The sequence below is a fragment of the Shewanella sp. DAU305 genome (assembly GCF_026802235.1).
Lineage (GTDB): Bacteria > Pseudomonadota > Gammaproteobacteria > Enterobacterales > Shewanellaceae > Shewanella > Shewanella baltica.
Genome location: NZ_CP113808.1, coordinates 1,618,662 through 1,633,614, shown reverse-complemented (window position 1 = coordinate 1,633,614; position 14,953 = coordinate 1,618,662). Strand labels below are relative to the sequence as shown.

At 46.3% G+C, this 14,953-nt stretch carries 14 protein-coding genes; 7 read left to right on the top strand and 7 right to left on the bottom strand.

Annotated elements, in window-relative coordinates; translation table 11 throughout:
- Positions 1–16: 16 nt before the first annotated feature.
- Positions 17–694: an N-acetylmuramate alpha-1-phosphate uridylyltransferase MurU gene (gene murU / locus OX890_RS07070; RefSeq protein ID WP_126491323.1), complete on the bottom strand. Its 678-nt coding sequence runs from the start codon at positions 692–694 to the stop codon at positions 17–19.
- Positions 691–1,734, bottom strand: coding sequence for an aminoglycoside phosphotransferase family protein (locus OX890_RS07065; protein WP_232005155.1), 1,044 nt, complete (start codon positions 1,732–1,734; stop codon positions 691–693). Before OX890_RS07065 ends, murU begins: the two co-directional genes overlap by 4 nt.
- A gap of 159 nt (positions 1,735–1,893) precedes the next feature.
- On the opposite strand from OX890_RS07065, the gene lptD reads away from it, so the two are divergent.
- The 7 genes from lptD to OX890_RS07030 all read left to right on the top strand — a co-directional run bounded on the left by lptD (position 1,894) and on the right by OX890_RS07030 (position 10,946).
- Positions 1,894–4,191, top strand: a complete 2,298-nt coding sequence (lptD, locus tag OX890_RS07060) for an LPS assembly protein LptD (protein ID WP_126491321.1) — start codon at positions 1,894–1,896, stop codon at positions 4,189–4,191.
- A 242-nt stretch (positions 4,192–4,433) separates the two neighbouring features.
- On the top strand, positions 4,434–5,738 hold the full coding sequence (gene surA / locus OX890_RS07055) for a peptidylprolyl isomerase SurA (protein ID WP_006085822.1): 1,305 nt from the start codon (positions 4,434–4,436) through the stop codon (positions 5,736–5,738).
- Between the two features lie 6 nt (positions 5,739–5,744).
- Positions 5,745–6,731 (top strand): 4-hydroxythreonine-4-phosphate dehydrogenase PdxA, encoded by a 987-nt coding sequence (gene pdxA, locus OX890_RS07050; RefSeq protein WP_006085824.1) that lies wholly within the window; start codon positions 5,745–5,747, stop codon positions 6,729–6,731.
- Positions 6,732–6,746: 15 nt separating this feature from the next.
- On the top strand, positions 6,747–7,553 hold the full coding sequence (gene rsmA / locus OX890_RS07045; protein WP_006085825.1) for a 16S rRNA (adenine(1518)-N(6)/adenine(1519)-N(6))-dimethyltransferase RsmA: 807 nt from the start codon (positions 6,747–6,749) through the stop codon (positions 7,551–7,553).
- Between the two features lie 48 nt (positions 7,554–7,601).
- The gene (gene apaG / locus OX890_RS07040) at positions 7,602–7,982 is read left to right on the top strand and encodes a Co2+/Mg2+ efflux protein ApaG (RefSeq protein ID WP_006080538.1); all 381 of its coding nucleotides are present in this window, start codon (positions 7,602–7,604) and stop codon (positions 7,980–7,982) included.
- Positions 7,983–8,003: 21 nt separating this feature from the next.
- Positions 8,004–8,828, top strand: coding sequence for a symmetrical bis(5'-nucleosyl)-tetraphosphatase (locus OX890_RS07035; protein ID WP_268650340.1), 825 nt, complete (start codon positions 8,004–8,006; stop codon positions 8,826–8,828).
- 96 nt (positions 8,829–8,924) lie between these two features.
- Positions 8,925–10,946: a methyl-accepting chemotaxis protein gene (locus OX890_RS07030; protein WP_226059268.1), complete on the top strand. Its 2,022-nt coding sequence runs from the start codon at positions 8,925–8,927 to the stop codon at positions 10,944–10,946.
- A gap of 310 nt (positions 10,947–11,256) precedes the next feature.
- Here OX890_RS07030 and OX890_RS07025 read toward each other — a convergent pair whose 3' ends face one another.
- The 5 genes from OX890_RS07025 to cgtA all read right to left on the bottom strand — a co-directional run bounded on the left by OX890_RS07025 (position 11,257) and on the right by cgtA (position 14,831).
- Positions 11,257–11,670: a DUF3718 domain-containing protein gene (locus OX890_RS07025; RefSeq protein ID WP_259520660.1), complete on the bottom strand. Its 414-nt coding sequence runs from the start codon at positions 11,668–11,670 to the stop codon at positions 11,257–11,259.
- 222 nt (positions 11,671–11,892) lie between these two features.
- A complete protein-coding gene (gene folA, locus OX890_RS07020; RefSeq protein ID WP_268650339.1) occupies positions 11,893–12,375 on the bottom strand; it encodes a type 3 dihydrofolate reductase in 483 nt (160 codons plus the stop codon).
- A gap of 27 nt (positions 12,376–12,402) precedes the next feature.
- Positions 12,403–12,876, bottom strand: a complete 474-nt coding sequence (locus OX890_RS07015; protein ID WP_006080531.1) for a threonine/serine exporter family protein — start codon at positions 12,874–12,876, stop codon at positions 12,403–12,405.
- Positions 12,873–13,634, bottom strand: a complete 762-nt coding sequence (locus tag OX890_RS07010) for a threonine/serine exporter family protein (RefSeq protein ID WP_006080529.1) — start codon at positions 13,632–13,634, stop codon at positions 12,873–12,875. Before OX890_RS07010 ends, OX890_RS07015 begins: the two co-directional genes overlap by 4 nt.
- 27 nt (positions 13,635–13,661) lie before the next feature.
- Positions 13,662–14,831: an Obg family GTPase CgtA gene (gene cgtA, locus OX890_RS07005; RefSeq protein ID WP_006080528.1), complete on the bottom strand. Its 1,170-nt coding sequence runs from the start codon at positions 14,829–14,831 to the stop codon at positions 13,662–13,664.
- Between the last annotated feature and the right edge of the window lie 122 nt (positions 14,832–14,953).

The following is a 14,953-nucleotide window of genomic DNA, read 5'->3' as shown; positions in this document are numbered from 1 at the left end:
AAGCCAGCACAGATATTTAGGTATTGCTTTGTAATCTCAGTTCGAGCCCTTGCAGGCGTGCAATCGTGCCAACATCGCACCAAAGCCCGTGAAACAGCGCGCCGCTGACTCGGCCTTGGGCCATTTGCTTTCTAAGCAGCGGACCGAGTGCAAACGCGCCCTGCGGCGTGTTATTAAACAGCGAAGGCCGATAAATGCCCATGCCCGAGAAAGTGTACTTAGTCTCACCAAGCTCCTGCACTCGATTGCCATACAAGGCGAAATCCCCCTGCGGATGCTGCTCAGGATTAGGCACTAGCCACAGATGGGCGAGCGTATCGGCAGCAAGCTGCGTGATTGGCGGTAAGGCATCGATAAATACATCGCCATTAATGACCAAAAAGGGTTCATCGCTTTCACCCTCACACAATAAAGGCAAAGCCCGTTTAATGCCGCCGCCGGTTTCAAGCGCACTCTCTTCAGCGCTATAGCGAATTCGCACCCCAAAAGCGCTGCCATCGCCCAGCTCCTCGACTAATTTATGCCCCAGCCAAGCATGATTAATGACGATATCGACTATGCCTAACGCGGCAAGTTTTTCAATATGATAAACAATCAACGGTTTACCTAATACTGGCACCATAGGTTTAGGCATATTATCCGTTAACGGCCGTAACCTCTCACCTCGTCCGGCGGCCAAGATCATGGCTTTCATTGCTTAACCTCAGATAAAGACTGGCTAGCTGTAAACGCAGGCAACACGCGACGAGTCAACCAGTGTGCAAATGGCACGAGTTCGGGATACTGCATGGCGATGTCGACAATATACGTTAATGTCAGTGGAATATCCGCCATATACGCAGGTTTACTGTCACGATAATTTAACCTTGCAAAAATCCCCACCGCCTTGATGTGACGTTGTAAGCCCATGAGATCAAACCAAGTTTGATATTGCTCAAGAGTGGTCTGTGCGGGAATGAAGCGAAGCGCGAGTGCTTGCTGATAATGGTATTGCATCAAGTCTGCGACTAACGGCTGCGGCCAGCGAATATAACAATCACGCAATAGCGATACCGCGTCGTAAGTCACAGGGCCGACGACGGCATCCTGAAAATCAATTACGCACAATTCGCCTGCTTGCAGCATAAGATTGCGGCTATGGAAATCCCTATGCATCCCAACGCTAGGTTGAGATAGCGCATTGTCGACAAGCAGATCGAAGCTATCGCTTAGCATTTGCAGCTCTGACTCGTCCAAAGACAAATTAAGATGAGTGCCGAGTAGCCACTCAGTAAAGATGTGCAATTCACGGCGAACAAAGGCTTCGTCGTACAGCGGTAAGGGCTGAACTAGGCCACTATCAAGATGCTGACTTGCAACCACAGAGGCCACTTGCGGCAGTAAATCGAGTGCCTGACGATAATAGTCAGCCACATTTTGCACGTTAAGCACTGATAACAGCTGGGTATCACCTAAGTCACTCATCAGCATAAAACCTTGAGCGGCGTCGGCATGGATCACTTTTGGAACTGTCAATCCCGCGGCGGCATAGGCATTAGATAAGGCGATAAAGGGCGCGATGGGCACCAGTTGTGGCGGTGAATCGGCGGCGATAAAGGTGGCATCGGGTGTCGTGATCCGAAAGTAACGTCTAAAACTTGCGTCACCGGAAATCAATATCGGTGTCACCTCATCGGAAAAATATGCATTCAGCCACTGATTTAGGGAAAGAAATCTCGTATCGGATAAAGTCATTGCATGGCTCTTAAAGAAAAATTGCTTTATTATAGCTGGCATATAATTTGGAAACAGCTAAGAAATTGAGAGATTTATTAAGCGGCGTTGCGTTTGTAAATTGCAACTTTCCCCATCCATACTTGTCCAGAATAAGAAATCATAATTACTGACCTAAAGATGCAGATCCGATACCTTCTGGCCCTGAGCCTGTTACCGCAATTAGTCCTGGCAGACGACTCTCCAACCGCTTCGGCATCTCAATGCTTAATCGAACCGCCAGTACCCCGTATCGTATCTCAAACCCAAGGGATGAGTGCGGCTGAACTCAACAAAATTCGTATCACGTCTGATAATACCAATGCCGAAATGGGCAAACAGGCGATTTTCCGTGGTGATGTGCTTTTTAGCCAAGGCGATAGACACATAGCGGCCGATGAGGCGATTTTAGATCAAGCAACAGAACAGTTTGATGCCAATGGTAATTTAGTCTTCCAAGACAGTAACTTCACTGTTACTGCCGAGTCATTACAAGCTCAAATGCGCTCCAATCGTGCCACCCTTAAAGGGGCGCAATATTGGCTGCATGGACAACAGGTTCATGGCGATGCAGAAAAGCTGCAAATTACCATCAATAACAATTTAATTTTAACCAATACTAACTTTACCACTTGTCCACCCGACAATGTCTCTTGGCTGCTCGAAGCCGAGAAAATCAAGATTAACAGTGAAGAAGAATGGGGCGAAATTTGGAATGCCAAGTTAAGAGTCGGCGGCGTGCCTGTATTCTACATTCCCTACATGACAGTGCCGGTTTCTGATAAACGTAAGTCGGGCTTTCTCTACCCAAGCTTTAGTACCAGTACCACCAATGGCGTCGAAATAGCTGCACCCTATTACTGGAACATTGCCCCAGAATATGATTTAACCTTTACGCCTAACTATATGTCTAACCGTGGTTTATTCACTAAGACTGAGTTTGGTTATTTAGCAGGCGAGGCTCAAAAAGGCCGAGTCAATTTTGAATATCTAGGCAACGATCAATTGATCAGCGGCAGCCCTAATCGCTACCTGTACAACTGGCAACACCAAGGGTCAATCGACAAGAATTGGCGTGTATTAGCTAATTTTACCGACGTGTCAGACAACAACTATTTCAATGACTTAAAGTCAGATGTTAACCGTGCTACCGACAACCAGCTGTCGCGCATAGGTGAAATCAGCTACTTCGAAAGTAACTGGGATATCAGCACCCGGGTTCAAGATATTAAAGTACTCGGTGAAGACGAAAAACCGTATCAGGTGATGCCTCAGGTCAACTTTAACTATCGCGCCGCCGATTTTTGGAACAATTTAGATTTTGGCTTTAATTCAGAGCTGACGAATTTTGCCCATCAAGACAACAATGTGAACACGGCGACGCGTTTACATATGTCACCGAGCGTGACCCTGCCAATTCACGGACCTTCGGGCTCACTGACCAGCCAAGTGAAGCTGATGCAGACCAATTATTGGCAGCATAATGAAGACCCTGATCTTGTTGTCGATGACACGGTAAGCCGTACCATTCCGCAAGTACGGATTAATGGTCAGATTAACTTCGAGCGTTTTACTGAGCTTTTCGATGAAAACTATCGCCAAACACTGGAACCGCAATTCCAATATCTTTATGTTGGCTACGAAGACCAACGCGGCATAGGAATTTACGATACGGCCCAATTACAGGATGACTATTTTGGTCTATTCCGTGATCGCCGCTTCTCCGGACTGGATCGCATTTCCGATGCGAATCAAGTCACGCTAGGTGTTACCACGCGTATCTTTGACAGTCACAACCAAGAAGCGACTAAATTCAGCTTAGGGCAAATTTTTTACCTGCAAGATAGTAAAGTCGGCTACGAAGACAATATTTTTGAATCAAATCAATCGACATCTGTACTCGCTGCCGAGTTAGATACCCGTTTGACGAATGATTGGTACATGGGTGCGGCGATTCAATACGACACCAACACCAGTGAAAATAAAAAAACGGAAGTCACCTTAGATTTCAGACCCGAAGCGAACAAATTGCTGCAATTTAGCTATCGCTACGTCCCCGATTTATTGAACTCCAATACCAATGATACTGTGAACATCTCCCAAACGGGTGTTCGTGGCGCTTGGCCCATCAGTGACGATCTCTACTTCGTGGGTAATTGGTATTATGACTTAAACGAAAGCCGCAGCATTGAAACCTACACAGGTATTCAATACGAATCATGTTGTTATGCGGTGCGATTTAGTTATCACTACCGCATTAAAACTAACTATGACGACAACATAGGCTCTGCTGCTATCGACTCGCGTGAGCAGTTTGAAAGCGGCTTCTACCTGAATTTAGTCATTAAAGGACTCGGTGGTTCTGGCCCATTAGGCGTAACCGATATGCTCAATGACGGCCTGTTTAACTACAGAAAACCGCTTTATCTGAGGAATTAGCAAAGAATTGTGATAGATTGCTGAACCTCAACAAGGACTGAGAGTCCAAACAGGTTAATGAGTGCTTTATCGTTTGCCTTTTGCTAACGCTAATAAAAGCGGATCTTAAGGTTTAACCATGCACTCAAATGCATCGCCAAAAAATTACATTAGGGCAACTCGCTGTAATTTCGATATAAATGGTAAAGTTATTTCAATTAAGCCGTCGAACCTGACCTTAGAACGTGCCAAGGATTTTGTGGATGAAACCCAGTAAACATCTGATTTTTGCTTTATTTGCACTCGCTATCAGCCAACCTACATTGGCCGCACCTCAGCCACTCGACCGCGTTGCGGTCCAAATTAACGACGGCATAGTGCTCGAAAGTGAAATCACTAACATGATTGACACTGTTAAAGCCAATGCCAAAACGGCAAACCAATCGTTACCTTCTGACAGTGCCCTGCGTACTCAGGTGATTGAACGTTTGATCTTGACCCGTTTACAACTGCAAATGGCAGATCGTATTGGCCTGCATATTGGTGACTTACAATTAGACCAAGCGATTGAAAACATCGCGCGCGAACAAAAAATGTCTGTGGCGCAGATGCAACAGAAAATTGAAAGTGAAGGGTTAAGCTTCAGCCAATACCGCGAGCAGTTGCGCGAAGAAATCACCCTAGGTGAAATTCAGCGTATTCAAGTACAACGTCGTATTCAAGTGTCACCACAGGAAATTACTAGCCTAGTCAAACTCATCCAAGAACAAGGGATGAAAGATGTGGAATACCAAATTGGCCACATCCTGATTGACGTGCCAAATAATCCTACCAGTGAACAACTGGAATCCTCGAGCAAACGTGCCAATATCGTTTTGGAGCGTTTGAAGAGTGGTGAAGATTTCCGTCGTACCGCTATCGCATCTTCTTCGGGCCCTAAAGCACTCGAAGGCGGTATTTGGGACTACATGAACATCAATGAAATGCCAACCCTGTTCGCCGAAGTGATCAACGGTGCGAAAACGGGTGACATTATCGGCCCTATTAAGAGTGGTGCTGGCTTCCATATTATTAAAATCATGGATGCTCGCGGCCTACAAACCAAAGAAATTGAAGAAGTCAGAGCGCGCCACATTTTGCTCAAGCCATCGCCAATTTTGTCAGAAGATCGTGCTAAAGCCATGCTTGAGCAATTTCTGAAGCAAATTCGCTCAGGTGAAGCTAAGTTTGAAGACCTAGCGCGTCAATATTCTGAAGATCCAGGTTCAGCCACTAAAGGCGGCGAATTAGGTTGGGCAGAGCCAAGCATTTACGTGCCAGAGTTCGCTCAAACCCTTAACAGTTTAAAAACTGACCAGATCAGTGAGCCATTCCGTACTACTCACGGTTGGCACATTACCCAGTTAGAAGAACGCAGAAAAACCGATGCCACGGATCAGTTCAACAGTAACCGTGCGCACCAGTTGATCTTCCGTCGCAAATTTAACGAAGAACTGCAAAACTGGCTAGACGAAATGCGTTCAGACGCATACATTGAAATCTTCCAGCCAGAGACCAATCGAGGTTAATTCTAATTGAGCACTAAACGTATTGCCGTTACCCCAGGCGAACCCGCAGGTATTGGCCCCGATTTAGTCGTACAACTCGCTCAGCAGGCTTGGCCTGCTGAGTTAGTCGTTTGTGCGGATCCAGAATTATTAACCAGCCGTGCTAAACGACTCGGTTTGCAAGTGACTTTCCGCCCTTACCAGCCAAATCAAGCGCCTAAACCGCAAGAAGCGGGCACATTAACCATTGCCCCCTTCAAGCTAGTGACCGAATCGATTTGCGGTCAGCTCGATGAGCAAAACAGCACTTATGTAGTTGAAACCTTGCGTTATGCGGGTGAGAAAAACATGAGCGGCGAGTTTGATGCTGTCGTGACGGGTCCGGTACACAAAGGCATTATCAATCAAGCGGGTATTTCCTTTAGTGGCCATACTGAGTTTTTTGCCCATCAAGCAAATTGCCCAGATGTGGTGATGATGCTGGCAACGCCGGGATTGCAAGTGGCACTCGTGACCACACATATTCCACTGGCCTATGTTGCAAAAGCGATAACGCGTCAACGCCTACAGCATATTATCAAGATTTTACATGCCGATCTCATCAGCAAATTTGGCATAGTTTCACCGAAAATTTATGTTTGTGGCCTTAATCCACACGCAGGTGAAGACGGCCATTTAGGGCGTGAAGAAATCGACGTGATTATTCCTGCACTCAACGAGTTGCGAGAAGAGTTCCAGATGAATATTGTCGGCCCATTACCCGCCGATACCCTGTTCCAACCTAAATATTTACAGGACGCCGATGTCGTCTTGGCCATGTACCATGACCAAGGACTTCCCGTTCTCAAGTCACAAGGATTTGGCAAATCGGTAAACATCACCTTAGGTTTACCCTATATTCGTACCTCGGTTGACCATGGTACGGCGCTCGATCTCGCGGGTACAGGCAAAGCCGATATTGGCAGCTTTGTGTGTGCTCTGAATAAAGCCATTGAGTTATCCTCAAAGAACTAAACGATTACATTATTAATGAGCAACAAAGTACATTTAGGCCACACGGCCAGAAAGCGTTTCGGACAAAACTTCCTTACCGACGGCAATGTGATTGACCGCATTGTGGGCGCAATTGCCCCCGATAATCACCATGTGATGGTCGAGATCGGCCCAGGCCTTGGTGCCTTAACCGAACCCGTAGCCGAAGCTGTAGATAACCTGACCGTCGTCGAACTTGACCGCGATCTAGTTGAACGCTTACATCATCACCCAGTCCTTAAAGATAAACTGACCATTCACCAAGGTGATGCACTGCAGTTTGATTTTGGTCAACTGAGTGTGCCTGGCAAAAAGATGAAAGTGTTTGGTAACTTACCTTACAACATTTCAACGCCGCTGATGTTCCACCTGTTCGAATTTGCCGAACAGATTGAAACCATGCACTTTATGCTGCAAAAAGAAGTGGTACTGCGTTTATCGGCAAGCCCAGGTTGTAAAGCCTATGGCCGTTTAACGGTAATGGCGCAATACTTCTGCCAAGTGGTTCCGGTTCTTGAAGTGCCGCCCCACAGCTTTACGCCCGCGCCTAAGGTCGACTCAGCAGTCGTACGCTTATTGCCATACGCTGTAAAACCGTTCCCTTGCAAAGATGTGACCGTACTACGTCACCTTTGTACTACGGCGTTCAACATGCGTCGTAAGACTCTGCGTAATAACTTAAAGCACATGTTATCTGACGATGAGTTCGAGCAATTAGGGATTGACTCAAGTCAACGTCCAGAGCAGATTAGCGTGCAACAGTATGTTGCTATGGCTAACATGGTTTGCGATAAGAAAGCATAAATATGTCTGGGCACTTCGGTGCCCTTTAACCAGAGCCTAGGAACAAGAATGAGCGCATTGGACACCTCCATTCGGGTTGAAGTTAAAACTGAATATATAGAGCAGCAGTCCTCGCCCGAGGATGAAAAATACCTCTTCAGCTATACCATCACTATCATCAATTTAGGTGAGCAGGCGGCTAAACTCGAAACCCGTCACTGGATAATCACAGATGCCAATGGCAATACCAGTGAAGTCCAAGGCGCCGGAGTTGTCGGTGAAACACCAACCATAGCGCCAAATACCGCCTATCAATACACCAGTGGCACAGTGCTCGATACACCCCTTGGCATAATGCATGGCACTTATGGTATGGTCAGCGAATCGGGTGAGCATTTCCAAGCGACGATCCGTCCCTTCCGTTTAGCGACCCCAGGCTTACTACATTAATATCGTTAGGAAAGGGGTACTGTGGCGCATTATTTTGTTGGTGATATTCAAGGCTGTTTCGCTGAATTACAAAAATTACTCGCTAAGGTCGATTTTAATCCCTCACGTGATGAACTCTGGGCTGTAGGTGATCTTGTTGCTCGCGGACCAGATTCCTTAGCTACACTGCGCTTTTTTCGTTCTTTAGGTGATTCCGCTAAAACGGTTTTAGGCAATCACGATCTCCACTTAATGGCGTTACACGGCAAGCTCAAACGCGCTAAGCCCAGCGATAATTTAACTGAAATTCTTGAATCGTCCGATATTTCAGCCTCAATTGACTGGCTGAGACAGCAACCCCTAATGCGTGAATTACCCGAATACCAACTCATCATGAGTCATGCGGGTGTACCACCGCAGTGGTCGCTTGAAGTATTAAGAGAAGAAACCGCACTCGTCAGTTGCGCACTTAAACAAGATGATTATCTTGAGGCACTGATAGCCCAAATGTATTCGGATAGTGCCGAACAATGGGACCCAAGTGCAATTGGCATAGAGCGCCTACGTTACTGCATCAACGCATTAACACGCATGCGCTACCTCTATATCGATGGCCGACTCGATTTTGATTGTAAACAACCTCCTGAAAACTGTACTAATCCACAACTCAAACCTTGGTTTGAGTTTGTTTCGCCCCTGCGCCAGAGTCACACCTTGGTTTTCGGCCATTGGGCAGCACTGATGGGCAATGTCGGCGATACTAAATTAAAGGCTTTAGATACAGGTTGTTGCTGGGGTGAACACTTAACCCTATGGCATCTTGAAAAAGACCAAAAAATTACGCAAAAAAAGTTAAAAAAGAGTTAAACTAAAATAGCTTAAAGTCGATAACAGACTGAGCCGCCTAACCCTGAAATCGCCCTGTTTTCATTTGGAAAAATATAATAAAAATCGGAGTATCCTATGAAATTTAACGTAGCCACCAGAGTGATTGGCGGATTTGGTATTGTCACGCTTTTACTCGTGGTGCTAGGATTTACGTCCTACCTCACCAACAACAGCCTAAAAGCAAGCTCGGCGATGATGCAAGAATTAAGCTTGCCTGCGCTTAAGTCAACCAATCACCTCAGTGAAACCTTGAGCGAGCAACAAAGACAAATCCTGATTGCCTATCACACGCCTAAATCGGCCAATATTCCTAGTATTCGTAAAGTGTTCGATGATCATGGCACTCAGTTCAAAAACGAAATAGCCAACGTCACTCAATTAGTCAAAAGCCAGCCAGAGCTCACCTCCTTAATCAGCCAATTAAGCGGCAATTTCTCCACCTTCGAGCGAGACAGCCTTGCTATGATCGCCGAACGTGAAGCTTCATTAAGCAAGCAAGAACAGTTAGTTAATCTAAAGAAAAAACTCGAAAATGCCGCCGATGATGCCTCATCGGAACTGCTCGATATTGTTGATTTAGAAAGCAGTCAAAATCCCGATGAGCAGAGTCTGGCCGCGTCAGCCAGCGCGATTGATACTAGCCTCGGGAATATCATCACCACTATCGCAGACTTAGTGACCAATGAAGAAGACAATAAACACGAACTGATCTCTAAAGAACTTGACTACATTATCAGCGAAACCAAAAACAAACTTGAATATGTGAATCGTCACGGTCAAGGTATCGTCGATGCGGATACCTTAAGTTCAGTCACTAAAGATATTGAAAAAGTTTTAGCGCTTGTTACTGGCCCGCAATCTATGTTGCAGCTGAAATCGAGCCAGCTTTCCCATGCTAAAGAAGCTGTGGTCAAACTCGGTATTATCGAAAAAGACGTGAAAGTTATTAATTCCAACATGGATGATGTAAGTAATAACATCGAACTTGTTGCCGCCAACATGAGCAACGACACCATAGCTAAGATTGACTCTGCTAGCATACAAACCATGGTTGTAGTGTTAATTGCCATTGTTGTCGCTGTCATTGTGAGTTTTGCTGTAGTGAATCCGCTCAAACGCTCACTAAGCCAAGTGAACAATGCTCTAAACGTCTTAGCCTCAGGCAACCTTACCCATAAGCTTGATGACTCTGGACACGATGAATTTGCAGAGCTGGCGAAAAACTGCAACCGTCTCGTCGATAGCTTACGCAGTTTGATTATCGGTATCTTGGATAGATCGAACCAACTGGCCGCGGCAGCTGAACAAACGTCGGCCATCACAGCGCAAACTACCTCGGGCATTCAAGAGCAAAAAAGCCAAGTTGACCAAGTGGCCACTGCAACCACAGAACTGAGCTCTAGCGCGCAGCAGGTGTCCTTAAGTGCTGATCAAGCCCTTGAGCAAATCAAGCAAGCCGACCAAGAAACTCAGCATATGCGAGCCATTGCCGAAGAGAACAAACTGACTATTTTGGCTTTAGCCGATGAAGTCGCCAAGGCAGGCGTTGTGATTAATAAAGTGCAGTCTGATAGCGCCTCAATTGGCTCAATTTTGGATGTGATCCGCGGCATTGCAGAGCAGACTAACCTACTCGCCCTTAACGCCGCCATTGAAGCTGCTAGAGCCGGTGAACAAGGTCGTGGTTTTGCGGTAGTTGCAGATGAAGTCCGTAGCTTAGCCTCACGTACTCAAGTATCGACCCGAGAGATCCAACAGATGATCGAAGTGTTGCAACAAGGTGCAGAGCAAGCCGTTGCCGCCATGGATATGGGACGTGCTCAGGCAAATGCCTGTGTTGAAAAAACTGAGCAAGCCAACATTGCCCTCGAAACCATTAGCCAGTCTGTGCATAAGGCCTATGACTCAGGCACTCATATCGCCCATGCTGCTCAAGAGCAGAATTTAGTGAGTCAGCAAGTGTCTGAGAAACTGGAGCATATTGCTGCCATTTCAGAAGAAACCGCTATCGGCGCAGATCAAACGGCTCAGTCTAGCCATCAAGTCGCCAAACTAGCCGAAGAACTTCAAGCCTCAGTTGGTGAATTTAGAGTCTAAATGTTAATTGTTAAAATCCACTAAACCAAGGGTCGCTTAGCGGCCCTTTCTTTTGGACCGAATTTACTTTCCCTATCATACCAATCACTCGCTCTGACCGACTTAGTGTAAATTAGGGCCATAAAAAATGCCGAACTTAAGTTCGGCATTTGATCTGATTCAAGGCAAGACGTTTAATGCAAAGCGCTTAATACTAGACTCTTAACACTAATGGCTTAAACCCGTTGCTTAATACTCGTCGCCTAATATAACTAAGCTGCAAATAGAGCTAAAGTGCCGCTAGTTCGGTGCAACGAGTCCAGCTCAGCGATTACTCTTCTTCGCCGCCTGCAGCAGCGCCAAGACGCTCTTTCACTGCAGCAGTGATAGGGCTATCACCATGACCGTTTGCTTCAGCCCAAGCTTGGATAGTCATACCATCGGCTTCAGCGACACTCAGTTCCGTCACTGACAAACGTTTAGCCACGAACTCACCGGCATCGTTCGCACTCGCACCGTAAGCGGTACGCAATAGACTTGCGCCATCGCAACTGATACCAGTGTAAATCTGACGTAGCTTAACGCGGCTTTCTTTTAATTTTTTACGTAGGCGGTTTTTATCGTTAGCTTTTACGTAATCGCAAATACTCGCGACGAGTGGATCAACGCCCGCGACAGCAGGGGTTGGTACAGTGATATAGCTAAATCCAATTAACGCAGCCAAGGCTACAGGCATAAGACGCATCCGATACTCCTTAATACTTTCTTATAGTTTTATTATCAATTTTGTATGGGCTGCATCTCGTCTCTAAAGGGTATTGACCTCTTGGCTTTAGCTCTCGTTCGAAATCTAGGATAACGAAATAGGCTATCTCTTCTTTCCGTGAAAACTAAATGTCCGATATGATGCAATACGTTAGATAAACTGACGACCCATACACACAGGGTACACAACAGAGGCTGCAATTTAACATTTTTTTACCAAATTGATAAAGCGATATTCCAAACCATCCGCATTTATACTAGACAAAGATCCCGTTTCTTTCCAAGTTCCGTCATCCCAGTGGGGGAAAAATGTATCACCCTCAACCTCTAGCTTGATTTGCGTCAAATATAAGGTATCTGCGTAAGGTAATAACTCGGCATAAAGCTGACCGCCACCAATCACCACTAACTCTTCACACTCGCCAGCGGCTTGTTTGGCTGCATCAAAAGAGGTCACACAGGTCACGCCTTCAATGACGAGATCCGTTTGACGTGAAATCACTATGTTATGTCGACCAGGAAGGGGTCTACCAATGGACTCAAAGGTCTTACGCCCCATCAGCACAGGCTTACCTAGGGTCATGGCTTTAAAGTGACGTAGATCTTCTGGAAGATGCCATGGCATTTTATTCTCTTTTCCGATGACTCGATTGTTTGACATCGCGGCTATCATAGCAATGCGCATGCTCACTCCTGTTTTATTGAAATAGAATTATTGAATGACGGGGCGGGTTCTGAAATACAGCAAGCTCGGCATGGCCAACCCCACAGCTAACGCCCCGAGAATAAAGACGGTTTTGAGGCCATTACTAATCACTTGTGCCGTCAGTTCAGGACTCACCTGAGACTGAGCAGTCAGTTGCACTAAGGCAATGACGGTATTAAAGGCATAAGTGCCAGGGATCATAGGTATAATAGCAGCGACAGCATACATTAAAGGTGGCGCTAAATGGCGTTTTCCAAACCCTATCGTAATAATCCCGACGATTGCAGCAGCGGCAAATGTGGCCCACTCAATCGGTAAACCAAACTGTAGCATTAAGGTACGCGAGCTATGACCAATGGCTCCCGCTAAGGCGCAATAGGGGAGAAATCGTTTAGGAACATTAAACACCATAGCAAATCCCACGGCGGGAATTGCTGAGAAAAAAGCATCGTGCAGCAGCGTTATCAGTAGTTCCATCATAGGAAAATCCCGCCGATCTGCATCGCAATCGTAATGCCTATCACAGAAGAAACGGTCAGCAAGGTCGCATGGCCCCAACGGGAGATGCCGACATTCATATGCCCTTTCACCATGTCAGAAATCGCATTGATCATCGGAAAACCCGGCACCAGCATTAGCACACTCGCGGCCATAGCTGCTTTAGGCGTTTCACTCAATGCAAACACATAGCCAGTTTGAGCCAACATACTGGTGACGAAAGCCGTGACGGCAAAGTTAACCAATAAATTAAAATGCTGCTTAGCAATCGCTAAACGTACCGACATGCCCACAGCTGCGGCAAAAAAGGTAATCACACACGAGATAAGATCACCATTAAACAGGTGACAAAAACTGGCACAAGACAGGCCAATCATGAAGACAACTAAACTAGGAGGATAGGTTTTAGGCTCAATCCGCGCTAAACGTTTACGGACTTCGTTGGGGCCATACAGACCTTTTTCAGCTAATAAACAGATGCGTTGTAATTCACAAACTATGGTCATATTAATGCCATGCTCACGAATACGACGAGTCGTAGTGATACAGCGACCATGAACTAAACTGGTTAACACGAGGGAATTGGAGGAAATAGAGAGTTCTACGCTGGCAAGGCCTAAAGCCTGACCTAGACGCTGGCTGATTTCTTCAACTAAATCAGATTCTGCGCCGTAGGCCAGTAGCAGTTGTGCAGCACGCACAACTTGCCGAGTAATATCATTTTGAGTATCTGCGTACACGGAACTCTCAAAATTAAGACGGTAAGATTATCTCTGGTAAATAACTTCTACGTCGTAGTCGTCATCATCAAAGTCGTCGTCATCATCTTCATCAACATAGTCTTCATTTACAGAATCTAAGTTAGCTTGATGATAATTATCCCACTTGAACTCGACTTCACTGTCTGGGTCGATTTCATTGTCTTCTGGTGGCAAGCTCGCAATATAATCGAGGAGCTTTAATGCCAACTCATTAGTGCCGTCGCGGTTGTAGGCAGAAATAGTGTAAACGTCGCCTTCCCAACCCATTTCTTTAACGATGCGATCAACCTTTTGTTGCAGCTCTTCTTCAAGCAGCAAATCGGTTTTGTTAAAGACTAACCAACGTGGCTTGCTCGCCAACTTTGGAGAGTACTTCTCAAGCTCACCAACGATAGCGCGCGCAGACTCAACCGGATCGGTTCCGTCAATAGGCTCAATGTCGATGATGTGCAGTAGAATACGACAACGCTCAAGATGCTTTAAGAAGCGAATACCTAAACCAGCACCATCGGCTGCGCCTTCGATAAGACCTGGAATATCCGCGATCACAAAGCTTTGACCAGGACGTGGATTAACCACACCTAAGTTAGGCACTAGTGTTGTAAACGGATAATCAGCCACTTTCGGCGTTGCACGGGAAACCGCACGAATGAATGTCGACTTACCCGCGTTAGGCATGCCAAGCAAACCAACGTCAGCCAGCAGTAACAACTCTAATTTAAGGCTACGAACTTCACCAGGTGTTCCTAACGTCTTTTGACGTGGGGCACGGTTAGTACTGCTCTTAAAACGGGTGTTACCTAAACCATGGAAACCACCTTTGGCAACCAATAGCTTTTGACCGTGGGTCGTTAAATCCCCAAGGACTTCTTCAGTATCATGATCGACCGCGCGAGTACCAACAGGAACTTTTAAGATCAAATCTTTACCGCTGTGACCGGTACAATCACGGCCACGACCATTTTCGCCACGTTCAGCCATGTGAAAACGTTCAAAACGGAACTCGATCAAAGTGTTGAAGTTTTCGTCAGCTTGCAGGAAAACACTGCCGCCGTCGCCACCATCACCACCATCAGGACCACCATCAGGTACATACTTTTCGCGCCTAAAGCTAACACAACCGCTACCGCCGTCGCCTGCTTCGACCCTAATTACTGCCTCATCGACAAACTTCATACTTACTCCTGGCACCACTGAATGAAGCAATTATACCGTCTAACTTCATTGGTCGCCAAAAAACTCGAGATACTTTGCTCCCAATCTTACCTGTCAATGCTCATTCTTGGTAATCATTTACC